At 45.6% G+C, this 23,585-nt stretch carries 20 protein-coding genes; 10 read left to right on the plus strand and 10 right to left on the minus strand.

Features of this window, described 5'->3' with window-relative positions; genetic code table 11:
• Positions 1-91: 91 nt before the first annotated feature.
• The 5 genes from nudE to JFT56_RS00695 all read left to right on the plus strand — a co-directional run bounded on the left by nudE (position 92) and on the right by JFT56_RS00695 (position 4,749).
• On the plus strand, positions 92-643 hold the full coding sequence (gene nudE / locus JFT56_RS00675; protein ID WP_198781881.1) for an ADP compounds hydrolase NudE: 552 nt from the start codon (positions 92-94) through the stop codon (positions 641-643).
• A gap of 71 nt (positions 644-714) precedes the next feature.
• Positions 715-1,527 (plus strand): 3'(2'),5'-bisphosphate nucleotidase CysQ, encoded by an 813-nt coding sequence (gene cysQ, locus JFT56_RS00680; RefSeq protein WP_198781882.1) that lies wholly within the window; start codon positions 715-717, stop codon positions 1,525-1,527.
• Positions 1,528-1,534: 7 nt separating this feature from the next.
• Positions 1,535-1,978 (plus strand): GNAT family N-acetyltransferase, encoded by a 444-nt coding sequence (locus JFT56_RS00685; protein WP_198781883.1) that lies wholly within the window; start codon positions 1,535-1,537, stop codon positions 1,976-1,978.
• A 306-nt stretch (positions 1,979-2,284) separates the two neighbouring features.
• On the plus strand, positions 2,285-2,896 hold the full coding sequence (locus JFT56_RS00690; RefSeq protein ID WP_198781884.1) for a TetR/AcrR family transcriptional regulator: 612 nt from the start codon (positions 2,285-2,287) through the stop codon (positions 2,894-2,896).
• The gene (locus tag JFT56_RS00695) at positions 2,887-4,749 is read left to right on the plus strand and encodes an MFS transporter (RefSeq protein WP_198781885.1); all 1,863 of its coding nucleotides are present in this window, start codon (positions 2,887-2,889) and stop codon (positions 4,747-4,749) included. The genes JFT56_RS00690 and JFT56_RS00695 overlap by 10 nt, the downstream gene beginning before the upstream one ends.
• Before the next feature lie 66 nt (positions 4,750-4,815).
• On the opposite strand, the gene mnmH is transcribed toward JFT56_RS00695, so the two are convergent.
• The 3 genes from mnmH to JFT56_RS00710 all read right to left on the minus strand — a co-directional run bounded on the left by mnmH (position 4,816) and on the right by JFT56_RS00710 (position 8,186).
• On the minus strand, positions 4,816-5,925 hold the full coding sequence (gene mnmH, locus JFT56_RS00700) for a tRNA 2-selenouridine(34) synthase MnmH (RefSeq protein WP_198781886.1): 1,110 nt from the start codon (positions 5,923-5,925) through the stop codon (positions 4,816-4,818).
• Positions 5,925-6,983 (minus strand): selenide, water dikinase SelD, encoded by a 1,059-nt coding sequence (gene selD, locus JFT56_RS00705; protein ID WP_198781887.1) that lies wholly within the window; start codon positions 6,981-6,983, stop codon positions 5,925-5,927. Before selD ends, mnmH begins: the two co-directional genes overlap by 1 nt.
• Before the next feature lie 96 nt (positions 6,984-7,079).
• Complete coding sequence (locus JFT56_RS00710; RefSeq protein WP_198781888.1) at positions 7,080-8,186, minus strand: acyl-CoA desaturase; 1,107 nt, start codon at positions 8,184-8,186, stop codon at positions 7,080-7,082.
• Between the two features lie 144 nt (positions 8,187-8,330).
• Between JFT56_RS00710 and fabR the strand changes: the two genes are divergently transcribed.
• Positions 8,331-8,945, plus strand: a complete 615-nt coding sequence (gene fabR, locus JFT56_RS00715) for an HTH-type transcriptional repressor FabR (protein WP_011070594.1) — start codon at positions 8,331-8,333, stop codon at positions 8,943-8,945.
• 292 nt (positions 8,946-9,237) lie between these two features.
• A complete protein-coding gene (locus tag JFT56_RS00720) occupies positions 9,238-10,500 on the plus strand; it encodes a tyrosine-type recombinase/integrase (protein ID WP_198781889.1) in 1,263 nt (420 codons plus the stop codon).
• A gap of 478 nt (positions 10,501-10,978) precedes the next feature.
• On the opposite strand, the gene JFT56_RS00725 is transcribed toward JFT56_RS00720, so the two are convergent.
• From JFT56_RS00725 to JFT56_RS00735, 3 genes are all read right to left on the minus strand, one after another.
• Positions 10,979-11,365, minus strand: a complete 387-nt coding sequence (locus JFT56_RS00725; RefSeq protein ID WP_198781890.1) for an Imm10 family immunity protein — start codon at positions 11,363-11,365, stop codon at positions 10,979-10,981.
• Positions 11,366-11,378: 13 nt separating this feature from the next.
• Complete coding sequence (locus JFT56_RS00730; protein ID WP_198781891.1) at positions 11,379-18,215, minus strand: SpvB/TcaC N-terminal domain-containing protein; 6,837 nt, start codon at positions 18,213-18,215, stop codon at positions 11,379-11,381.
• Positions 18,216-18,606: 391 nt separating this feature from the next.
• Positions 18,607-18,927, minus strand: a complete 321-nt coding sequence (locus JFT56_RS00735; protein WP_083820801.1) for a helix-turn-helix domain-containing protein — start codon at positions 18,925-18,927, stop codon at positions 18,607-18,609.
• Between the two features lie 125 nt (positions 18,928-19,052).
• On the opposite strand from JFT56_RS00735, the gene JFT56_RS00740 reads away from it, so the two are divergent.
• Together JFT56_RS00740 and JFT56_RS00745 are read left to right on the plus strand one after the other, a co-directional pair.
• Positions 19,053-19,244, plus strand: a complete 192-nt coding sequence (locus tag JFT56_RS00740; RefSeq protein WP_007651320.1) for a hypothetical protein — start codon at positions 19,053-19,055, stop codon at positions 19,242-19,244.
• 201 nt (positions 19,245-19,445) lie between these two features.
• Positions 19,446-19,769, plus strand: a complete 324-nt coding sequence (locus JFT56_RS00745) for a hypothetical protein (protein ID WP_198781892.1) — start codon at positions 19,446-19,448, stop codon at positions 19,767-19,769.
• A 180-nt stretch (positions 19,770-19,949) separates the two neighbouring features.
• Here the strand turns inward: JFT56_RS00745 and darG are convergent, their stop codons facing one another.
• From darG to JFT56_RS00760, 3 genes are all read right to left on the minus strand, one after another.
• Complete coding sequence (darG, locus tag JFT56_RS00750) at positions 19,950-21,011, minus strand: macro domain-containing protein (protein ID WP_198781893.1); 1,062 nt, start codon at positions 21,009-21,011, stop codon at positions 19,950-19,952.
• A gap of 8 nt (positions 21,012-21,019) precedes the next feature.
• Positions 21,020-21,628 (minus strand): DUF4433 domain-containing protein, encoded by a 609-nt coding sequence (gene darT / locus JFT56_RS00755; protein WP_198781894.1) that lies wholly within the window; start codon positions 21,626-21,628, stop codon positions 21,020-21,022.
• A gap of 65 nt (positions 21,629-21,693) precedes the next feature.
• Positions 21,694-22,074, minus strand: coding sequence for a helix-turn-helix domain-containing protein (locus tag JFT56_RS00760; RefSeq protein WP_007651325.1), 381 nt, complete (start codon positions 22,072-22,074; stop codon positions 21,694-21,696).
• 108 nt (positions 22,075-22,182) lie between these two features.
• Between JFT56_RS00760 and JFT56_RS00765 the strand changes: the two genes are divergently transcribed.
• Positions 22,183-22,623 carry a hypothetical protein gene (locus tag JFT56_RS00765; RefSeq protein WP_198781895.1) on the plus strand — a complete coding sequence of 147 codons (441 nt, stop codon included), beginning with the start codon at positions 22,183-22,185 and terminating at the stop codon, positions 22,621-22,623.
• A 57-nt stretch (positions 22,624-22,680) separates the two neighbouring features.
• On the opposite strand, the gene JFT56_RS00770 is transcribed toward JFT56_RS00765, so the two are convergent.
• On the minus strand, positions 22,681-23,574 hold the full coding sequence (locus tag JFT56_RS00770) for a hypothetical protein (protein ID WP_198781896.1): 894 nt from the start codon (positions 23,572-23,574) through the stop codon (positions 22,681-22,683).
• Between the last annotated feature and the right edge of the window lie 11 nt (positions 23,575-23,585).

Here is a 23,585-nt window from a genome sequence, read left to right on the forward strand (position 1 = left end):
CATCATAAATTCAGGTTGTAGATTAAAGACAGGATAGTAAGATTGTCACTTATCTTATTTAGTTTATCGCTATTTTTATCCAGAGGCAGTTATGTCGCAGCGGCAGAAAAAGCCGGAAATCTTGCATACCGAAGTTGTCGCTAGGAGTCGATTGTTCCAAATCGAGCAGGTACATCTTAAGTTTTCTAACGGTGTTGAACGTCAGTACGAACGTATGAAAGGTGGCAGTCGTGGAGCTGTGATGATAGTGCCTATTCATCAAGGTCAAATACTGCTGGCGAGAGAATATGCTGCAGGAACAGATTGTTATGAGCTTGGTTTTCCAAAAGGTCTTATCGATCCCGGGGAGCTTGCCATTGATGCCGCTAACCGTGAGTTGCAGGAAGAAATCGGCTTTGGTGCCAATAAGCTCACTTTGCTTAAAGAACTTAGCCTCGCCCCAGGTTATTTTTCCAGTAAGATGCAGATTTTCCTTGCCGAAGATCTGTATGAAAGCCGCCTCGAAGGGGATGAACCAGAACCTATCGAAGTGGTGCCTTGGGAATTAGCCGATTGGGAAGCTTTGCTCGATAATGCTGATTTTTCTGAGTCCCGTAGTGTCAGCGCGTTGTTTTTAGCGCAAAAGTATTTACAACTTAAATAATCTTTTTCCTTTTAAGCGTTCAAAGCCAGAATGCTTGCAAAACATTCGCGAAGTTTGCGATTGGAGTTGTTATGAAGCCAGAAGAGTTGATCGATGAGGTGATTGCGATTGCAACGGATGCAGGCCGTACCATCCGAGATATTTACCTAAAGGGCAACTTTGAGCGGGAAACTAAGTCGGATAATACCCCAGTGACCTCTGCGGATCTGGCTGCCAATAAAATCATTTGTGATCGATTGACCGCCCTTACGCCCGATATTCCTGTGTTATCCGAGGAAGCCGCCGATATTCCCTTGGCGGTGCGAGGGGAATGGAAGCGCTACTGGCTTGTCGATCCACTCGATGGCACGGGTGAGTTTATTGCTGGCAGCGGTGATTTCTCGGTGATTATTGCGCTGGTGGAGCATAACCGCCCAGTGATGGGCGTGGTCTATGTGCCAATGACGCAGGTGTGTTATTACGCAATCGCGGGATTAGGTGCCTATAAACGCACGGATAAACAGGAAGTGCGTATTTGTAGTCGTCAAATTGAGCACCGTGAAAAGGTCTCACTAAGATTGGCTGTGAGTCGCCGTCAGGATCCACAATCGGTTTTAACGCTCTTTAATCACCCTAAACATTGTGAGCTGGTGGTGATGGGCGGTGCGGCCTTGAAGAGTTGCCTCGTCGCCGAAGGGCGAGCCGATTGCTACGTGCGCGTCGGGCCAACGGGGGAATGGGATACGGGAGCGGCGCAAATTATTGTCGAGGAGGCGGGTGGCCAGTTAATGGATACTGAGTTGCAGCCCTTGACCTACAACGAGCGAGACACCCTAGAAAATCCTAATTTTATTGTGGTGGGTGCCCCGAATTTAGAGTGGGATAAGATCTTAATTGGTGAATAAATTTCGAATGCAGTCTATACGTCCGGTATTAAAGTCAGAGTTATTGGCGGTTTATCAGCTTGAGCAGGCCATTTTTGGCGAACATAGCTATCCCGATTTTTTCTTCCGCCAAGGATTTGATTGTTGGCCAGAGCAATTTTTAGTTGCTGTGGATAAAGATAACAGTGTGCAAGGTTATTTGCTCTGCGCCCAGAGTGGCGATCCTGAATGTATGTGGATTTTATCCGTCGCAGTGAGTGAGCAGACCCGAGGCCAAGGAGTGGGTAAGCGTTTGATACAGCAATGTTTGGCCCAACTGCCAGGCCCTGTGCAGCGGGTGCAGCTAACGGTTGACCCAACGAATCCTGCCCACGGCCTATATCGACACTTAGGTTTTGTCGATTCCGCATTTGAAGCGGATTATTTTGGCGCGGGAGCCGATAGAGTCGTGATGGTCTATCGTAAGCCTTAATGCTCGCTCTTCTCTTTGAAGCAAAAGTGATCCCAATAAAAAGTCACCTTTGAATTAAAATCGTCGCCGGCGTGCTGACTGAACACGCCGTTTTTATGCCGTTTTGATCGTTTTATTCCGCAGCCCCATTCTGTTTCCTGAGTGAATCGGAATTTGGATGCCTGTCTTTATCTCGTCTTTATCCATCCTCTTCAATAAGATCCCACACTATTTATCCATTACTGTATGCAAAATAATCTTATTTTGAACATTGTTTTTTATTTGTGCCGCTGTTAGTCTCTTGCTATCTAACAGGGAGTGATATTGATGGCGAGACGTAAAGAACATAGCCATGATGAAATTCGCGCTATGGCAATACAAGCTGCAACCGAGTTGCTGACAGAGCAGGGGGTTGTCGGGCTAAGTTTGCGTAAAGTGGCCAGCCAAATTGGCTATGTGCCCAGTACCTTAATTAACATCTTTGGCAGTTATAACTACTTGCTTTTGGCGGTTTCAGAGGCGACGCTGCATGCCTTACACGGGAGGCTAGCAGCGGTTAGTGTTGCCAGTGGTGTCGGTAAAATCATTGCAATGGCATCGGAGTATAGTCTGTTTGCCCACGAGCAGCGCCAATGTTTCAAGCTAGTATTTGAGTTGCAATTGCTCGATTCTGAGCCGCTGCCAGAATCCCAAGGACAGTGGATTGCGAGATTGTTTTCGCTAATTGAACAGGAAGTGGCGCAGTTATTCCCCGAGATGGCAGCGGAGCGCCATTTGAGCATGAGCCGCGTGCTGTGGGGCGGGATCCATGGGCTGACAATGTTATCGCTGGATAATAAACTCTTCGCCCAAACGCTATCTCTACGGGATTTGCTCGAAAGCCATGTGCAGGCTTATTTACAGGGAATGGGTTATCAGAGGGAGCTATCATGCTATTAACAAAACGCTTTTTGCCTTATTTTGCGACTCAGTGTCTTGGCGCGCTGAATGACAATATCTATAAGAATGTGTTGTTGCTGCTAGTGACCTTTAGCCAAGTCAAAGACTTACCTATCAGTGTCGATATGTTTGTCAATCTAGCCGCTGGGGTTTTTATTCTGCCGTTTTTCCTGTTTTCGGCCCATGCGGGTGTAGTCGCCGATAATATGGACAAGGCAAAACTTATCCGCCGTTTAAAACTGCTTGAAGTCATTATCATGTTTAGTGCCGCCCTCGCTATTGTTAGCGAAAATTATATGATGATGTTATTACTGCTGTTTTTAACAGGGAGCCAATCTGCCTACTTTGGCCCTGTTAAGTATTCCCTGCTGCCCCAAGCCTTGAAAGAAGATGAGTTAGTGACAGGCAATGCTTGGGTTGAAATGGGCACTTTTCTCTCGATTTTAGTGGGTACACTGAGTGCAGGCATTCTGGTTTCGGGGACCAATGCAACCCTATGGTCGGCCATTACCGTTGCCGTACTGGCATTAGCTGGGTATTTATCTAGCCGAGCCATACCCGCATTACCGCCGCAGGGAGTCATAGAGAAAATACGCTTTAGGCCCTTATCGGGGACTTGGCGCAGCATCAAAAAAGCCCGTCAGACCCCTTCAATTTGGATGGCGATTCTGGCGATCAGTTGGTTTTGGTTTTTAGGTGCAACCTATCTAACGCAGTTCCCCAACTTTGCCAAGCTGCACTTGCACTCAGGTGCAACTGTGGTGTCCTTACTGCTGGGGTTGTTTTCTATCGGCATTGCTGTGGGCTCCTTTGTTTGTGAGCGCTTCTCCTTTGGCCATGTGGAATTAGGTCTATTGCCCTTTGGGGTGCTGGGATTAACGCTCTTTGGGGTGGACTTACTTTGGGCTATTCCACCGGCGCCCACCGATACCAGTTTGGTTTACGGGGTAACAAGTTTTATTGCCGAGTCGCAGCATTATCGGGTGATGCTGGACTTTTTTATGATAGGTGTCAGCGGTGGTCTATTTATCGTGCCCTTGTATGCCTTCATTCAATCCCGTGCGACCAAGGGCGAATGCGCCCAGGCCATTGCCGCGAATAACATTATGAATTCCCTATTTATGGTGGCTTCGGCGCTATTGTCTATGTTGCTGCTTGGGATGATGGGTTGGAGTATTCCACAGCTATTTTTACTGCTAGCAGTGATGAATTTTGTGGTCGCCCTGTATGTGTATTCGCAAGTGCCAGAATTTACCCAGCGATTTATCAGTTACTTACTTAGCCATGTGATGTATCGCGTGACTGTCACAGGCCGCGAGAAAATTCCGAAGGAAGGTGCTGGTATCATTATCTGTAACCATGTGAGTTATGTGGATGCATTGATTATTATGGGGGCATCGACTCGGCCTATTCGTTTTGTGATGGATAAATCTATCAGCGAGATCCCTCTGCTGAAATATCTATTCCGCCACGCTGGGGTGATCCCTATCTGCTCCCCTAGACAGAGTGAAACCACCTATAACCAAGCGTTTGAGACCATCCACGAAGCGCTGATAAATGATGAATTAGTGTGTATTTTTCCTGAAGGGCGTTTAACCCCCGACGGTGAATTAGGTGAATTCCGTCCCGGAATCGATAAAATCCTCGCCAGAGATCCCGTCCCAGTGATCCCTATGGCACTGCATGGATTGTGGGGCTCTTACTTTAGTCACAAGGATGGACATGCACTAACCACTATGCCAAAGCGTTTTTGGTCAAAGGTGAGTGTGTGTTTAACAGATGCTATTGATGGCAAAGACGTGAATAAAGACAGCTTAAGAGCCCAAGTGGCGGGCTTACTCGATAGGGCGTAAGTGATTAATGCTGTAGAGAATGATAACCGCAATAAAGTTTGCGGTTATCTTTTTATGCTGACTTTTTTATTGGGACAACCGATAGTTATCCAACCATTCATGCATGGCCTGATGTGTGCCCCTAAAGAGGATCCGTTCGGATTTCTTTTGTAACTGGTATTCGTACATTGGGTCGTAATATTTGTGCAGCAACACTGCTATCCATGCTAAATGCAGTGAAGTGTCATTTTGGTGGAGTTGCTGGGTTAATGCCCGCTGCATCATCTCCTGTAGTTCTTGATGCTGTTTACCCCCTAAGCGCTTACGAATACTCACTAAACTCTGTAACAGATACTGGCTAAAGGCGGCGAATCCCGCTTCGGCGCCTAAGCGATCACAGAATCCACTATGCATTTTATGCACATATTCATTGAGTAACCGTTGCAGTCTGATGTCGTCCGCCTCCTCTAATACCAGAACGTCGGCGGTTTGCATGGCGGTGTAAAAGGTCTGTGGCAACGCTGAACGGCCGATCAGGAAGCTCTCATCTTCGAGTAACAAACATGCGGCATCACTGGCCTGATGGTGTAGCAATGCGATTGCGAGTTGGTTTTCAAAGTTGATTTGTGTCGGCTGTGGATCAATATTTTTGCCAAAACTGGATCCCCTATGGTTGGCGATACCTTCAAGGTCCACGGCTTCTTTACGTTCAAGTAGAAAATCGGTTTTACCGCAACCAGTCATTCCACTCAAGCTCAGCAGAGGTTGCAGGCTGGGGGCCGTTTCAATTACACCAATTAAATACTGGCGCATGGCTTTATAACCGCCCTGAATGTAAGGCACCTCTAGGCCTGCGTCCTTTAACCATTGCTGAGTAAGCTGTGAGCGTAGCCCCCCACGGAAACAATAAAGATAGGCATTAGGGTTGGCGTTGAAATAATGTAACCAAGCCTCGATTCTTTGCTGCTTGATGGGGCCATTCACTAGGGAATGACCTAATTCAATCGCTGCTTGCTGACCAAATTGTTTATAGCAAGTGCCGACTTTTTCCCTTTCACTGTCGAGCATTAAGGGTCGGTTAGTCGAGTTTGGAAAGGCGCCACGACTGAATTCAATAGGCGCCCTAACATCCATCAGTGGCTGCTGGTTTAGGAATATTTCACGGTACTGTGACGTGGGCACTATCAAAGATTGCATTAACACAAAACCACGCCAGCATTGGATGTGGGTTCCTCAAGGCTACCGATACAGATAGGCGGAATGTGATTCGCTTCTAGTAGGGCCACAAGTTCGGCCTCGGCTTCCTTCGACACGGCGACCAATAGCCCACCACTGGTTTGTGGGTCGCACAATATGGCTTTTTGGTGATCGGTTAGTGTGGGTAAGTGCTCGCCGTAGCTGTCAAAATTGCGCTGTGTGCCACCAGGAATACAACCTAAGGCTAAGTAATCTAAAGCGCGTGGTAATAGCGGAACCGCATCGAATCTGAGTTTAGCCGCAAGCTTAGCGCCTTGGCACATTTCGAGTAAGTGTCCCGCAAGGCCAAAACCTGTGACATCGGTGAGGGCGTTAACACCATGAATTTTTGAGATAGCGGCACCGATAGTATTAAGTTGGCACATAGCATTGACTGCGATCAGGCTATCTTCATCTTGGAGTTTTTTTTGTTTTTGTGCCGTGGTTAAAATGCCAATGCCTATCGGCTTAGTTAGATACAGACGATCACCCGCCTTGGCGGTATCGTTCTGTTTTAAATCACTTAAGGCTATTTGCCCCGTCACAGCTAAACCAAAAATAGGCTCGGGTGCATCAATACTATGGCCTCCCGCTAGCATGATCCCCGCCTCCATACAGGCTTGGCGACCACCATCGACGACTTGCTGGGCAATTTCTGCCGGGAGTTTATTAATCGGCCAACCTAGAATCGCAATGGCCATCATAGGGGTGCCGCCCATAGCATAGATATCGCTGATGGCATTAGTTGCGGCTATCCTGCCAAAGGTGAAGGGATCATCCACTATGGGCATAAAGAAATCTGTCGTGCTAATGATGCCAATGTCGTCATTGAGCTTGTAAACGGCGGCATCGTCACGGCTTTGATTGCCAACCAATAGGTTGGGATCGGTAAAAACGGGAAGCTGTGAGGCAAGAATAGTCGTCAACACTTTTGGAGATATTTTGCAGCCGCAACCAGCGCCATGGCTATATTCTGTGAGTTTAATGTTTTCTAAGAGTGTTAGCGAAGGAGCAGACATGAGCTCAACATCCTGTAAAAATTGATTGAGGCATCATCATAATCAGATACGGCCACCATGCAAGGTGGCCGTAAGACTTTCGCGCAGAATTGTGGTTTAGCTATAACTTGCCGTTAAGCTCTTCCAGTTCTTCTGTTGGATTAAAAAGCGGGATTTGAGTTCTTCAACCTGCAGAAGTAATTGTTGATCGACAAGCTGCTTGCGCTTTGCTTCTAATAGGGTCTTTTTCGCTTGATAATAGTCAAGCAAATGCTCCTTCAGCAGCTCGTACTCAATTTGTATTTTTTCAATGATTTCATCGGCATTAGGTAAGTGAACTACTTTGTTTTTGGTACGAAGTAATTGCATCTGTAGGCGTGCACTTTCAATGCGTTCCTGTGGGCTAGTGCGCAAATCTTTAGCTAGCCCCATCCACGACAGCGCCTTGATCAACCATTTGGTTGGATCGTAGTGCCACCATTTAATGCCATTACGATAGTCATTTTCGAAAATATGATGGAAATTATGATAACCCTCACCGTAGGTCAACATGGCGAGGAAACCATTATCCCGTGCAGTATTTTTATCCGTGTAGGGTTGGCTACCCCAAACATGGGCGAGTGAATTAATAAAGAAAGTACAGTGGTGCACTACCACTAAGCGCAATAGGCCAGCCATCAACAGCATTGAAACTATGTCCCCATTGAGCCAACCCAAAAATGCGGGTAAACCAATGTTCATCAATAGTACAAGTGCCAAATAATGCTTGTGCTGCCACATGACGATACGGTCATTCTGTAAATCGCGCACGTTTTGATAATCGTGGTAACGCTGCGCCTGGTATTCACGCAACATCCAACCAATATGGCTGTACCAAAAACCCATCTTAGCCGAGTAGGGATCCTTGTCGTTATCGTCGACATGCTTATGGTGAACTCGGTGATCAGATGCCCAATGTAATGCACTATTTTGTAATGCTAAAGCGCCACCAAGGGCATAAAGAAAGCGGATTGCGGGGTGGGCTTTATAGGCCTTATGTGACCAAAGTCTGTGGTAACCCGCCGTGATGGATAAACCACTGGCAAAGGCTAACACAATAAAGGCAATCCATTCGCTGGCACCATAACCGTGCACGATACCGCGCCAAGGGACAAGTATGACCGCGCTAAGGAAGGTCACAGTAAACAAACTGACATTAAGCCAGATGATAGGGGGTTTTTTCATTATAAGTTTCCAATATCCGCATTTGAGCGTACAACTGTAAGCTAATTTAGCCTAGCAATATTGTTTGGTCAAGGTCGATGGGGCTGTGTTTAATGCTTAAAAGCGGTATTATCGCGCTATTACATTCAGTTAGCGGATTTGAGAATGGGTATTCGTGCACAGCAAAAAGAGAAAACTCGTAGGGCATTGGTTGATGCTGCTTTTAATCAGTTGAGTGCTGAGCGCAGTTTCTCGAGTCTGAGTTTGCGGGAAGTGGCAAGGGAAGCCAATATTGCACCAACATCCTTCTATCGTCATTTTAAGGATATGAACGAACTCGGTCTGACTATGGTGGACGAGGGCGGGCTCACCCTAAGACAAATGATGCGCAAGGGCCGTCAGCGAGCCGAAGCAGGTGGGAGTGTTATCCGTATTTCCGTCGATACTTTTATGGAAGTACTTGATTCTAATCCCAATGTGTTTCGAATTTTGTTGCACGAGCGTTCTGGCACTTCGGCGGCTTTCCGTGCGGCTGTGGCCCGTGAGATTGAGCATTTTATCTCTGAGCTGGCCCATTACACTGAGGCCACCGCAGGGCGTACACCTATGTTGGCGAGGGCGCAGGCCGAGGCATTAGTGACCTTAGTATTCAATGCTGGCGCATCGGCACTGGATATGAAGCGTGCCGATAGAAAAGTGCTTGCCGATCAACTGGTCATGCAATTGCGTATGGTCGCTAAGGGCGCAGAAGCATTGCAACATAAGGTTGAACATCGTTAGTTTCGATTTGATTTAGCTGAAAAAACATAAGGAGCCATAGGCTCCTTATGTTTTTATGTGTACAGCTGAGAAAGCTATCTCTAACGACGCTCTAGCAGCACACCTGTTTCCATGTGATCTGTGTAAAGGATTTCTAATCTACTGGTGTCCACACAAGTCCAACGTCGTCATTTATCAAATTGATTTTATATGATTTTATTTTTATTGTTGTCCATAGTTATCTCTGGGGATACAATGAAAACTCACCCGTCGCCGTACCCCAAGCCGTACCCAGAATTGTTGAGGTTTACTCATGACCACAAAGCGAATTAGCAGCAATGCCACATTACAAGCATTGAGTCCGCAAGATAAAGAGTACCTAATCCCAGATAAAAAAATTGAGGGGCTCAACATCCGCGTCCGCCCAACTGGCACTATGACTTGGGTATTTCGATTTCAAGTTGGTAAGAAGCACGAAAAAATCTCAATGGGCCGATACGACAAGTCGAGACCCGAAACCGGGATGACATTAGAGCAGGCTAGAAAAGAGGCGGGGCGTTTCCGTAGCTGGCTAGAAAATAACAAAAATCCTAAGCAAGAATTGTTAAGAGAGCATCGCGAGCAAGAGGAAGCGAAAACATTTGATAATGCTTTTGTGAGTTTTGATGAGAAGCAACTATCAAAGCAATTGCGGGGTTCTCAGGCAAGAGCCATCTATTTACGCGACATAAAGCCGTATCTTGGCAACATTAAATTAGCTGATTTGAGAATGAATGATCTCAATAAAGTGTTTGATGCTAAGGTGGATAAAAATGGTCGGAGGATGGCTGGCGCTATAGGGGTGTGTCACAAGATCATCAATCAGGTTATCAAGCATGCCTTAGCGTTGAATATGGTCGATACGCATCCTGCTCCGTTATTGAGGGCAAGAGATGTGGGTGGTGGGACGAAAATCACAAGGCGAAATCTGAGTTTCTCCGAGCTGAAAATATTGCTAACAAGTTTGCCTTCTTGGCGAACTGATGCTGCCAATATTCGACTATTAAATTTCTTACTTGGGTGTGGACAAAGGATCAGTACCGTACTTGAAATGCGCTGGAGTGAAATTGATTTTGATAAGCAGCTTTGGCTGCTGCCTGCGAGTTCAGAAGATCGGCACACGAAGAGCCAAGATAGTCGCCAATTACCACTAAGCGACTACCTCGTTAAACAGCTGCTAGAGCAACGTGAGAGTGTCCCTAGTCATTGGAAATTGGTATGGCCTCAGGTTGGCTTAGATAAAGTACAAGAGCCCTCTGCGATTCGCTCTCATATCAAACGTAACCTGCCGTCAAATCTTGAACATTTCTCGCCTCATGACTTGCGCCGTACTTTTATCAGTCGATGCAGTGAAATGGGACTAGACATAGTGGCAATTGAAAAGACGGTTGGTCATCAGCTTCCTGGGATGCTGCGAGTCTATAATCACCACGATTATTTGCAGGAGCAATTATCAGTTTTGCAAGCTTGGGGTGAGAAGCTCGAAACGCTAATGATTGAAAATGTGGTGCCTTTATCACCACAGAAAATTGCTTAAAATATCAACTAAAAAGAGGAGGGTATTTATAAGCAAGCATGATTATTTCGATGAGCGAAGGGAAGCGTTGGAAAAATTGTCACAATATTTGAAGGATATTATCAACACTCCTAAAATGGCGAATTGAAAATTATGGATATGCAGTGACTCATACACGATCTGACAGTTTGATGATGTCGTAGTAAGGGATTTATAACCAGCATAACTTCGAAGAGGCAACGCTAACAGCAGCTTGATCACTCCACAGCAGTAGAACTGATCACTCATGAACAGTAGAAACGCTCAATTACGCCAGTGCCGCCACTATGGCGGCGCTGCACCAAGTTGAGCACACGGCTGTTAAAGGCTGCCCACTTCTACTGGTCACGACTGCTCAGGCTGCTGGTCAAATCGCCTAGTCTTGGGCAATAAAAAGCCCCATGAAGATGGGGCTGATTAGAAAAAGAGTTATGCTTGTCCTATCTCTTTATTGTTTACCTCATTCAGAAAAAGCTATCTGCTCCTCCTCACATATTTTCTTTAACTGTGATTTCACCTCTTCAAAAGCAGGATGTTCCCGTGATACTGCTGCTTCTATATCGCCATCTATAGATAACGCAAACTTAGTGTCTTCAGACAACGACACTCTTATAACTCCTTCAACAATAGTTACAGCATTAATGCCACCATATTTTGACCTAGACTCATCTGCAACCTGAATGTGTATCTTGTCCATACCCATTTTTTTGTCTTGGTCATCATACTCATGTGCTTTTTGAAGTATGACGAATTTAGTTGGTTCAAGTTCATCATCGGCAAAACCAATCATAACCATGTAGCCGTCATCTTGAGTAAATATGTGAGTAGCGTCAAAGCAATAGTTCATAGCAATTTCCTAATTAATTTCCGCCTGCTGTCCAACGTTGCGTTTGCCCATTTTCGCGCCATTGATAGCGTATAGTCGCTCCCGTTTCTGCACTAGCTCTGTTCATATAGCCTTTGCAGGATGGGCATGGAGGACGTTGACCAGTAATCGTCATTGTGTCGCCAGTTTTCAGTGGCGTGCTGGTAACGGCTCTAGCTTCAGTATGTGAAGCCAACGTATTTTTGGGGAAGCCTAGAGCTTTTTCAGTAGTCGTCATATTTCCACTTACAACGCGCTCATGACTAACGACATTTCCGTTTGCGTCCCTAACCATCACATTCGCGTTATGATGATTGGGGTCTACACCTTTAGGCCCTGTCCTCGTTGCAACCCCAGGCAGTCTAAGCTTTTTCGCCCCAACATCAATAGCAGCCTCACCAGCAGCTTTTCCTGCAACGATGAAGGTGGACATAGAAAGACCAGATTTTTCATACTCATCTGCAATTTCATTCGCTGTTTCAATACCTGCTTTTACGGCATCAACAGCAAGCGCCGGACCAGTCATAGAAAGAATTCCAGACATATCGCCTTCGACCGAATCATATCCTTTGATAAAGCTAGGATCATTACCATAGCTTAAACTTTGTTTGTCTGTATTCAGCTGCAATCCAACGGCTTTCTTCTCTTGCTTGGCTGCTCCGCCAGTTTGGGCCATCTGCAACTCATTTGCTTGCCCATTTGATGCTGTTGCTTTGCCGTTGTTTAACGTATTGGAGATAGCATCAGTCAGCTTCATGTTCTCCGTTACGATGTTATTATCCTTAAAATAGTTATCACAGACACTTTCTAGATTTGAGCCTGCACAGGCGTAACCCGTCGGATCCGTCCCTGCCATGGGGTTATTCAAAATGTACGAATAAGGGTTCGCACTCTGGCTGTTCTCAGGGAACTGTAAAAACGGGTCAACACTTAAGAAGCGGCCGACATTAAAGTCGTAAATCCGGCCGTTCATATGAATTAACTGCTGCTCATTCAAATGCTCGTGATTGGTGTAGCCCTTAGTCACGCCTTGCCAGGCCGTCAGTAATACATTGCCTGCGGCAATATCCTGTGGCCGGCCGAACACATCATAACCCCGGTATTGCAGAACTGCGCCCGTTTGCCCATCGATTAAGGTATCGACACTGCCTAGGTGGTCCCTTAATACATGCTGAAATGGCGATAGATTACCTAAGCTCCCCACATGGGCTTTCATCTTGATGGTGTGGTCACCGATGTAAGTCTTATCGATGGTGGCACTGCTGCTGACCTCACGTTCAAAACTGCCCACATAGTAGGTAGTCGTGATGCTGCTACCTTGCTGCTTCACCTGTTTATAACGCTGACCATTCGCATCATAACTAAAGGTACTGGTGGTGCCATTACGCACCACAGTTAACGGCTTGTTTTGGTCATCGTAAGTTAAGGTCGCCCCATCGCCAATTAACCGATTACCATTGTTATCATAGGTAAAGTTGTAGGTTGTACCCCCGCGAATAAACTGTCTTATCGCGTTGGGGCCTGCATTACCCCCTAAACCTTTACCCACGTTACCATAGAGATAACTGCTGCCATAATCGCCTTTGACCAGAATATTCCCCGCGGCATCATAGTCATAATTGATAGGCGCATACGTGGTGCCTTTAATGGTTTTGGTGGAATTATCGACCCGCATCAGTTCATCGTAGCTATAATCCTCTGCAAAGCGGGCGATGGCATTTTCTTGCCGAACCAGATTGCCCATAGCATCGTAGTCATAGTTAAGATACTGAATACCGACCGTGCTACAACTGCCGTTATTACTGGTACAAATCGAAAGTGGAGAGCCAGCTTCATTGCGGAAGAATTGTTGTATCTTACCGTTGCTGAATCGTTGCTGGTTGACACTCCCTAAGGCGCTGTACGCCTCAATCGTGCGCAGAGACAATTCACTGCCATCGGTAAAGCGTTGATAGTCTTCAATCAGATAGCCGTTATCATTGAAACGGTAAGCAACATGCTCACCACTGGGGAAAGCCATCGCTTTGAGGCGACCAAATTGACTGTCGTAGGCGTACTTTTCCGTTAGGTTAAGGCCGCCCATTTGGGTGATGGTTTGTATCATTCGCCCCACGGTATCGTAACTGTGCGTTTGGGTGTGCCCAGAGACACTGGCTTGATACAACTTGCCATTACCGACCGTGGTGTCATACACCCAAGTGCGTGTAGTTTGAGTATTGCTTTGCTTTGTTTGTCTGCCCAGTTTGTCGTAGGTAAACGTGGTGACGAGATTGCGCGCATCAGTTTGGGTAGCTAACTCACCAAACTGGTTGTAACTGAATCGCCACTTACCCATATTGGGGTCATCAAACCATGCCTTGCGCCCCAAATCATCATATTGCGCAGTGATACGACTGCCGAGCACATCTTGAATGAGTACCGGTAAACCAGCGGCATTATAAGCAAAATAGCTGTGATGCCCTTTAGCATCGGTTGTACTCAGCAGTTGGCCCAAGCTGTTATAGCTGCGACTCATTTGGAGATTAAAGTCGCCCGATACATCGATATCGGTTCGAATACCGTCAACATAAGTGTATTGCGATTGATAGGAGACCATGCCGTCGTCATATAACTTGTGACTGGGTCGACCCAATACGTCAAAGCCTTGATACTGCACGACTTCAGCCGTCCCATAGGATTGGGTTGGTCTAGTCTCGCTCACCAAATTGCCTCTAACGTCATAGTGTTTTGCGGTAATAATATCCCCAGCAAACCCAGCCGTAACGGTTTTCACTTCTCGATTTAAGCTATCAAAATAGACGATGGTTTCCGGTTGGCCACTGCTTCGCTGCGTGACGCTGTAGGCATAATTGCCAGTTAACCATTCCATACTGCTATACACGGTTGGCGTGACGACTGTGGCCCCTTTAGCGCTGCCGCTGCTGGTGATTTTGCCGATAAAATTCACGGTATTGGTGGTGGTCACACCGTTGATATCTATCGAGGTGAGCACTGCACCGGTCAAGGGGTCGTATTGCGTTGTTGACGACGCGACACCCGGCCACTGGGCATTAAATGTTTGATACACAAAGTAACCATCATTACTCATGGAGACTTGGGTATAGCGGTCACCGACAGTGGTTTTTAATGCATGCCCATAGGGGTCATAAGCACTAAATTGCGTCGTACTTCCAGTGCCGGTTAAGGAGCCAATGCCCTCGACCTTAGTCGATGTGAGTGCCACAACACCCTGCTCATTGGTGCCATAGGTATGGGTGACTCTTTTGCCCGTTGCGGTGTTCGCGGGATTAAGCACCACACTTTCATGGGTTGTTTTATAGGCTACCGTTTGATTGGTGCTGCTCACCGTCGGCATTAACCAGCCGAGACTATTCGTAAAAGCTTGGTTAGTGGTTTGAGTATGCAGCACCGTATTGTCTTCACTGGTAACCGTGTTTGAGGTCACTTGGCAGTGGGCATTTTTAAGTGTGGTCTCTTTGACCGTTGAAACTCTGGCACTTGGGTTAACAGTCCATTTTGTGGTCGTGCTTTCTTGAGGGTAAAAACACGCGCTTTGGCCGACCACATAACTACTGGATAAAGGGGCATTTTTCTGTACTGAATATTCGCTGAGCGTGTTGTTATTGCGGCTATCGGTGACCTTTTTGTACTTCACCATCCCAGACCAAGGGAAGGTCTGTTCAAATTGAGTCAGAGTGGTGAGGCTTTCACTGTTAAGTGCATCGGTGCGCGTTTCAATGATGTCGCTAAAACCTTGAAAACCGCGTCCTGCGACATGAAAACGCGCATTTTTATAGCTGTATTGGGTGGTATCGACCCCACCAACCCCATTATCGCTTTTTAAGGTTGATACCACTCGCATGGTGTTGGTGAAGTAAACATAAGGATAATTTAATGTCGATTCTGCAACACTGTAGCGCTGTTTCAGCTGGGTATAATCCAGTTGAAGTTTCTGCCCCATGCCAGTATTAACACTGTTAATGACCGTATCCTGTGTCGCTGCATGGGCAAACACTAGAAAACCTACCGGGTAACTACTCGGCTTGCCACCTTGCTTACTGCCATAGAACCAAGTGCGCTTGACTGCATCCGACTCAAAACCCACCCCAGAGACAAAATCAACGCGGCCATCACCCGTTAAATCAATCGGTGATAATGTTGCTAACGCACCATAAACTGGCAATTGCACATCGGTAAAGGTTTTGCCATCAGGGTTAGTCAGTAGCACATTCCAATGCCACACATCGTAGTCGTAAAACTTAGGGGCTGATGCACCATCAACGGCTGCACAGGCCTCATTGGAGCTCCAAGTCCAACATTCATAGGTGTATTTTTTACGGAGTCTATCTGGGTATAGAATGTCTTGGCGACCATCACCGTTATAGTCCACAAACTGAATAAAGCGCTCATGCACATAGCCTGCAGGCCCGCCATAGAGCGGGTCTTTGGCAATCTTACCGCCATCAACCGTCCAAGCGAGCTCTTTTATTCCCGTGTTATAAGGCGCTTCAAATAATCCGGCTCCTTTGTTAATAATGATGTAACGAGTAAAAAAGTTGTCGGTACTTTTGACTTTGTGCAGGGTTAAAATATCGCTTAATCCATCACCATTGAAATCGACCCACCGGCTTGGTGTGGCGCGATACATTTTATCGACACTAATGGCAAAGGTTTGGTTTTTCTCAATAAATGAAACCGTGTTATTCGCACGGTTAAAGACAACCTTGTACCATTTTAGCGTTGAATTAAATTGGCTTGGTGCTAAATCAGGCTCACCGTCACCGTCAACATCCATGGGGATTAACGGCTCTGCAGCGCTGACACTGAAACTGCCGCGATAATCAAAACCATCACCCACAGCTTTACGCTGATAAGCCTTATAGGTGAGGGTGAAATTACCGACACCGGCTTGCTTGTTGGTGGCTAATAGAATGTCTTTGCGACCATCCCCATCGAAATCCATGACATGGCTAGCGCAAAACTTATCGCCAATATCGCGATAAACCGACGCATAACACGTGGCATTAATCCCGGTGGAATAGGTGCGCTTGATAGCGCCGTTGGGAAGCAAACTCGTGATGATTAACTGCGAATTATTATCGGTGTAGATAAAATCATCGGCCCCATCAAGGTCATAATCAATGGCACCGTTGACCACATTGGTACTGTATTCATTAGATGCGGGAACACCATCGCCATTAACGTCTCCGGCCCAGTTTTCAGCACTCTTATATGGCAAAGTTCGATAACTGACCTTTTTACCGCCCCGAGAAAGATAGATACCATCTAATGGAATCGATAAATCCACCACGCCATCACCGTCATAGTCATTGTCTTTGCGCACAGCTAAGCCAACGGTGTAATTGTCATTGATGGCTGCAAGCGCATGGTTTGTTATCAAGTTATGCTGATAAATACGCTCAAACCAACCAAAATCGGTATTCAGACATTGGCTGGGGTCAGTACCATCACAGTAAGATAAGCTGGCAAGTCTCGCCGCATCGTTACGCGCTGCTGGAGAGAGGGGCGCATAATTGAATAGCCACTGCGCTTTTACGCCACCATCAATCAGTACATCTATACTACTCATGCGCTTATTGTTAATGCTATAGCCACCCCAATGGTAACTGGTTTCTGCGGGTACAGCCGTATAGTTAATGTGCACACTGCGCGAACCCTGAGTGCCTTTATAGCCTGTGTAATAAATGTCTTGAAGGTATCGATTCCCTGCTGAAGAGGTATCGTAAAAATACGTGACTTCGTTACCATGCGCATCTCGCGTTAGCTGCTGTAACCAAGATGACGTGATACTTAACCCCCCGGGGACGATTTTGCTATTGGCGTTGCTTCCTAAAAGATGATACGTGCCATTAGCCTCGTAAACTTTGAAGTAGGTAGTGCTGGTATTGAGTGCGCCACCCAACTGTTCAATGATGACAGTGGAATTGCGTTCGGTTTTATAAAAAGTACCTAATGCCCCGTAAACGCCCCGTACACTGGAGTTGGGGGCTGTCGTCACCACAAGTCGACTACCGTTGTAGCACAACTTGTCATTGCTGCTGTAAGTTGCATTGCTTGCGGTTGCATCTAAGTCATAGATTTGGCTACAGCGTGAAATACTGGAATACGCTGACAGTGACCAGCCCATTCCGGCCAAGCCTTCTCCCGCTTGGCTGCTGTAATTAAGTGATAGCGAGGGCTGCATACCATTTCGCCCCGGCGCGACTGTTAGCGGCACGGTGTAAGAAAACGCGCCACCATCAACCGTAGCCTGACCGTTAATTTCACCCACTAATTCATCAAATGCGGGAGATGCTAACGAGTTGCTGGCATCCGGGATAGTCGCAATACTGGCTAGGGTTGATGATTGAGAGGGCGTTCCACCCGTAGGTGCGGTGCCAACAAGCGTACTGGCACTGTAGGCGCTGCATGCCGTACCAATACAGGCATTGATGCGGTAGTAATAGCCTGAGAGTGTTTTACCTGAGAGATTCGCAGAGCGAGCACTTGTCCAGCCAGGGCAATATGTTCCAGAACCGCCGTCAAATGAAAGTGCCATCAAAATTGGTGGAGTAGTCCCCTCATCAGGGCTACCAAGTCCACTATAAACAGTGCTCCAAGCATTGCCGTCAGTAGATTCCTGAATATTGACAGCCGTCACCGTACAATCAATGTTCCAGTGCAACTCGATTGTTGAACTTATCTTGCTACCACTCAGTGGCGGGGTTACAGGGGGCAGTGCAGCTGCGCTATTTGGCATCCAGACAAAACAAAGCAATAGCATTAAAGCGGCAAGAGATGAGTTACGGTGCAGTGTCCACAGTGGCAACATGATATTCCCTTTAGTCCAATATCCATTTTTGTCAAATGACAATACAAAAATAAATACATTATGGCAACATAGAGTAAACACTTTATTTGATTTTATTTTACTTTTAAGTCAGGGAGATAATCATGCCTTCGTATCGAGAATGAGCGGATTATTTTTAAGAGGCATTACCGCTAACCGAACAAATGCCCGGAATCCTCGGGACAATGAAACACATTAGTAAACATAGAGTTTATGTTTTCCTTAAGATCGCGATCCACTAGAACGTGGCAATAGCCAAACAGTAAATATGGCATTAAAACGCATGGACTTTGTGAGCCGGGTTTGATTGAGTCTGCATTCGTGAGCGTAGACTCAAATCAAGTTAGAACAGTTTAACTCTTAGTTTCATCTATCAGCGTGAGTCATAAAGCCTCTCGGCCGTTACCCATAAATCCGATGGATTGCAATTCAGCGCTTGGGCCAGTTTCCACACTGAAGCTATAGATGCCTTCGCTACACCACGTTCAATACTCGATACAAATGATCTGGCAAGTTCAGCCTTATCAGCAAGCCCCTCTTGGTTATAGCCTAGCTCGACGCGGCGTAATTTAACCGCCCGACCAAAAGCCATGCCCATCTTTAACACTTCATCTTCATTCACTAGAGAACCCCAGGATATTGAATACTGGATAATTCTCACGGACACAGGATAGACAAACCACGCTATAAACATTACATTTAGACCTGTATAGTGGTCATATGGCCGTTTTTACATTAAGAACACCCACCGATAGAAAGTAAATGTTTTCTTTCGGAACAAACAGTGTCTTCAAACACGCTAATTAAAAGGAGTTACACATGTCAGTCGTAAAAACCATGTCAATCATAGGAATGGTGTTTTTCCCATTATGCTTAATCCTTGCTTCTGCATTTGCAGAAATCGATCTAGAAGCTTCAGCTGGATGGGGGATCTTTGCCGCCATGTATGGGATTGGTTATTCCATCACTGTTTTTGTTAAAACTAAAAATGCAGCTAATAGCACAATTTAAACATTCAATTAGGCCCCTAGTGTGGATAGGGGCCTCAATCTATTGATTACCAATCAGCTAGTAGCACAGTGCAATACCGTCCATGGTGACGATTAGAGCTAAAAATGCGAATGCCAATTTACAGCAGGCTAAACACAATAAATATTCCATTTAATGGCCATCATCGTTAGCGGTTTATCACTAATTTAAGGTGTATTTAAAATGAAGAAATTGCTTTTTACTTTTGCACTGCTCGGAATGATTAGTGCTTGCAGTGATTCTAAACCGAATGTTGAAATTGAAGTTTACGACAGGGCGGGCTTGTATATGAAATCAATCGAAGTGAAGGTCAAGGCTATTGAAGATGATGTCATAGTAAACGACATCATTGTAAACAGAGGCAACTGTGAAAGCCTTTTCGAGAAAAAAGGTTTTCCCAAACAGCTTAAATTTGGTCAATCTACTTCTGTCTCTTATGGAGGCTCGTGTGATCTAACGCAAGTTGACGTAGTAACCAATAATGGGAGCTGGACAGTTACCTACTGAGTTGACCTTAATCTGATACAGGAGGTGCTAACCCCTTATGCCGCCTAACTAATTAGACGGGAACTTTAGTACCTCAGTACAGGCCATCTTGAAGAGTTAGAAGAACCCTATCCGGAAAAACGCATAACAAAGCCTCAATGAAGAGGCTTAATGCTATAGGATAACGCCAACTAAAAATCGTTAGACTTGGGCTTTTAACTGCAACCAGCCTTGTTCGCTTAAGCGTTCCCATGCTGCAAGAATATGAGCGGGTTTCATTGTAGCCTTTCTCGCATTCCAGCTATGAACCCGCTCAATCAACTCTTCAGCAGACAGTGCAGGATTTGACTCTTGTGTCACAACCCAATGAACCGTTGACAGTAGTTCCATGCCGTTCTGAGACTCATACCCTTCAATTAGCTTAGCCACTTTATCAAAACGCTGCTTAGTCTCTGAGTGTTGCGCTAAGAAACCTAAAGCCTCCTTGGCGGCATCATCTTTGAGATCAATAGGTGTCTCTGGCTTATTCAAACCATCGGCATAACCCGAAATAAAGTGACCTTCCATCTTATCGAGTACGTGACGGAGTACATCAGCGTAAGGCCCATAATGATGTTTTTTAAACACCACCTTATTCAATGGCTCGCCTACCACTGTCAAAAAGTAAACTAACTTTTGCACTTCAAGTAATGACAATCTGTAGCCAAAACCTGTAGATACATAGCGATCGATCAAACCTAAAACTGCTGCTCTGCCAATTGTCATTCGTGGGCGTCGAGTTTGATTAGGCATAAGCTCTGCACTAGGCGCTGTTTGTGGTGGATAAACGCGCCAATCAACATCAGGCAACTCAGCGAGCGAAGTCTGTATTACTTGCTCAACCTCATGCCAGGGCAAACCACCCAATCCACTGCCTAGAGCAGGAATAGCGACTGATTTTAAGCCAAGACGGCGAACTTCAGCTTTAAGGCTCTCCAAACCTGACTCAATATATTCGAGCTTAGATTGGCCTTTCCAGTGCGCTTTAGTAGGGAAATTGATGATATAAAAAGGTGAATTGATTGAATTCAGAGAAACGGGAAGCACAGTACCTGTGATCAACGACTTATCGTCACAGGCTTTTTTGTATACTTTGAAGTTGTCAGGAAAGGCTTTTTTAAATTGCAACGCCAAGCCCTTACCCATCACCCCTACTGTGTTAACAGTATTGATGATTGCATCAGCTTGATCGTGCAATATATTGCCTTTGTGATAAGTAATCATTTTAACCTCTAGTAATACCACTGTGGCCGCACAATAACCTCAGGCTTATGCTGTACAGCTTGTAGTAATACGCTCACTTCTTCTGCTACCGCTTGGGTCTTTACCCCGATTTGTCGGATAGTGTGCCATGCCACAGATTCGAATGCCAAAAATTCGGCCTGCTTCTCCTCTTTAAAGTCTGACCAATAACGTTCATTAATGATCCGCTCTAAGTCCAATTCATTAATACGAGTGAAATCATCTATTTGTTCGGCATAATCCAAATCTGCATGTATATCGGTAAAAAAGCAATTATCGTTAGTCAGTCGAATGGTCTCGATATCACTGATCAAATGTAATACGCGCTCTTGCCCACCTTGATAGTCATCATGGCCTTTATGGATCACAAATAACATCACGGAGCGAGGGCAAAAATTAAACGGTACATATTGCCCAATACTCCCACCAGCAGCCACATTCACAAGACGAACTAAACGGCGCTGCTTTATATGGCTATAGCCAATATTCTGGTTAACTAAACCAAGTTCAATGCGCTTATGATCGGACCACAAGCATCCTTGGGTAAGAATGCTGAACAGATTATCAATGTGAGTGATATGAGATACTTTGACAGTCATTTTTACCTGCAAATCAATTTATTGGCGTAAACAAAGCACTCTTGCCTTCTTACTCATAAGTCTACTTACTTGGATTTACTCAGTAGCCCAATCAACAAGGCCCCTAATGCAGCACCCGCCACTAAAGTCCCCACTTGAGAATCCTGACTTCCTATTGCATTACTTCTTTGCTGGGCAACAACCCCAAACTGTTCAGCTTCTAACTTTCCTATCGTCGTGCAAACTCGTTGAAATAGCTCTGAAGGACTAATTTTTAAAGCGTCAGCAACAAGAAAGACCTGATCAATAGAGAAGGTCGCCTTACCTCCTTCTAAGCGACTATAACTTGCCTGAGACAAGCCCATTCGATTTGCCACATCAATTTGCTCGATCCCCTTCTCTCGCCGAATGCTACTAACCACAGCTCCCATAACAGCAGAGTAAGTCGTTTGTTCGATATTTGTCATAAGGCTCTTGATTTCCTATGGAAAATACATTTAGTATTTACATGCGTTAAACGCATGCAAATTCTTTTTTTGAAATTAAATTCATTTTAACCACTATAGGAGAGGTTAATGCATAAAGATACAAAAATGATGATAGGTGATCGAGTCTATCGCAGCAAGGGGGCTGTAATGCACGTAGGTGTTATAGTTAGTGAAAATTTAGTGGCACATAACTCGCCAGATAACAATGTGGAAGTGGTATCTATTGAACAATTCGCTCAAGGAAAAGAACTGAAATATCAGCGTTCAACGAAAGTGGACCCTGACGCTTTGCTGAGTCAACTTGAGAAAATCAAAAATGAAAATAAACGTTATTGTCCGTTCAGCTTTAACTGTGAGCACTTCGCTAATAGGCTTCTAGGTGATAACAAAGGTTCTGGGCAACTGCTGGCAGTTGTTGCAATAGGTGCTTTAGGCCTTACAAGTAAAAACAAGTGGCTAGGTTTTTTAGCTGCAGGCTCTGTAGGCTTGGTTCTGTGCAACAGCCTTAGAAGCTATTCAACGACCTAAAGCAAAGAATGTGAGATGTTTGTGATTCGAGAGGCAATACTTCTTGCCTGTAACCCTCTATGTTAAAGACTTCAGTGCCTCTTCGAATTTCAACACTATACGAGAATGCTCCGCGTGACTTCGGGTACGCATTTGGTCTGCCATATTCAGCCATAGATCGATAGCAGCACGGTGCCCAAATTTGTTAGTTTCAGGATCGACCCCCTCCAAATATTTATCAGGGTGTGAAATCAACTCTTCAATTGAAACACGACCTTTTACCTTCAACCGGAAAGCGTCTTGTGACCCATAATCGTAAACAGGCAATCTTTGCCCTTGCGCAACAGGCTCAAGCACTTTGGCTGCTACGTATGAACCATAAACGACCGCATACCTTCTAAGCATAGAAGCCAAATTTGCGGCCAAATAACCTCTACAGTGCCAGTAACAAATACGATCATAATGGACCAATTCAAAACGATATATAGTTCGTTGATTAACCTCTCCCACGGGAACAGATATCACCAATACCCCAGAGTCATCAGGATAAAATAAGTTATTGCAGGTGGGCATGTACAAGGTCGCCCGCAAAGGTATATGTGATTCAAGTGCAATACTTTTTAAATAGGCATCGAATCCTTGAGGATTTTTATAAAAGGAATGCGGCTCGTAAACCACATCACTAGCACAATCCAACCAATCTCTATTGATACCAAAAAGCTGCGCCGCTTTTTCCATCAGATCAGAAGTTAACACCTTAGTGAGTGATTCTGTAGAGTGACAATCGGCAATGCTTAGACCGTGGCCAAAGAAATCGGGAATTTGGCCAGGCTTGACACCGTGGGCATCAAACAAGGCGAGGAAGCGGCTGGCGGGTGTATCCGTCACTGTAGGCCCCAATCTTGCTCTGAACCAAGAAAGGCACTTTTCCATCAGTTGTAAGCCAGCTAAGGTTTCCCCAAGTATCATCATCACTCCTTGAT

Source organism: Shewanella putrefaciens, assembly GCF_016406305.1.
In the GTDB taxonomy this organism is placed as follows: Bacteria; Pseudomonadota; Gammaproteobacteria; order Enterobacterales; family Shewanellaceae; genus Shewanella; species Shewanella putrefaciens_C.

Coding starts and splice junctions, on each gene's coding strand:
- JFT56_RS00695 (WP_198781885.1), top strand. CDS start 2,887: ATGCTATTAACAAAACGCTTTTTGCCTTATTTTGCGACTCAGTGTCTT.
- JFT56_RS00765 (WP_198781895.1), top strand. CDS start 22,183: ATGCATAAAGATACAAAAATGATGATAGGTGATCGAGTCTATCGCAGC.
- JFT56_RS00760 (WP_007651325.1), bottom strand. CDS start 22,074: ATGACAAATATCGAACAAACGACTTACTCTGCTGTTATGGGAGCTGTG.
- darG (WP_198781893.1), bottom strand. CDS start 21,011: ATGATTACTTATCACAAAGGCAATATATTGCACGATCAAGCTGATGCA.
- JFT56_RS00710 (WP_198781888.1), bottom strand. CDS start 8,186: ATGAAAAAACCCCCTATCATCTGGCTTAATGTCAGTTTGTTTACTGTG.
- JFT56_RS00730 (WP_198781891.1), bottom strand. CDS start 18,215: ATGTTGCCACTGTGGACACTGCACCGTAACTCATCTCTTGCCGCTTTA.
- JFT56_RS00740 (WP_007651320.1), top strand. CDS start 19,053: ATGTCAGTCGTAAAAACCATGTCAATCATAGGAATGGTGTTTTTCCCA.
- darT (WP_198781894.1), bottom strand. CDS start 21,628: ATGACTGTCAAAGTATCTCATATCACTCACATTGATAATCTGTTCAGC.
- cysQ (WP_198781882.1), top strand. CDS start 715: ATGAAGCCAGAAGAGTTGATCGATGAGGTGATTGCGATTGCAACGGAT.
- mnmH (WP_198781886.1), bottom strand. CDS start 5,925: ATGCAATCTTTGATAGTGCCCACGTCACAGTACCGTGAAATATTCCTA.
- JFT56_RS00725 (WP_198781890.1), bottom strand. CDS start 11,365: ATGAACTATTGCTTTGACGCTACTCACATATTTACTCAAGATGACGGC.
- JFT56_RS00690 (WP_198781884.1), top strand. CDS start 2,285: ATGGCGAGACGTAAAGAACATAGCCATGATGAAATTCGCGCTATGGCA.
- JFT56_RS00720 (WP_198781889.1), top strand. CDS start 9,238: ATGACCACAAAGCGAATTAGCAGCAATGCCACATTACAAGCATTGAGT.
- fabR (WP_011070594.1), top strand. CDS start 8,331: ATGGGTATTCGTGCACAGCAAAAAGAGAAAACTCGTAGGGCATTGGTT.
- selD (WP_198781887.1), bottom strand. CDS start 6,983: ATGTCTGCTCCTTCGCTAACACTCTTAGAAAACATTAAACTCACAGAA.
- JFT56_RS00735 (WP_083820801.1), bottom strand. CDS start 18,927: ATGTTTATAGCGTGGTTTGTCTATCCTGTGTCCGTGAGAATTATCCAG.
- JFT56_RS00745 (WP_198781892.1), top strand. CDS start 19,446: ATGAAGAAATTGCTTTTTACTTTTGCACTGCTCGGAATGATTAGTGCT.
- JFT56_RS00770 (WP_198781896.1), bottom strand. CDS start 23,574: ATGATGATACTTGGGGAAACCTTAGCTGGCTTACAACTGATGGAAAAG.
- JFT56_RS00685 (WP_198781883.1), top strand. CDS start 1,535: ATGCAGTCTATACGTCCGGTATTAAAGTCAGAGTTATTGGCGGTTTAT.
- nudE (WP_198781881.1), top strand. CDS start 92: ATGTCGCAGCGGCAGAAAAAGCCGGAAATCTTGCATACCGAAGTTGTC.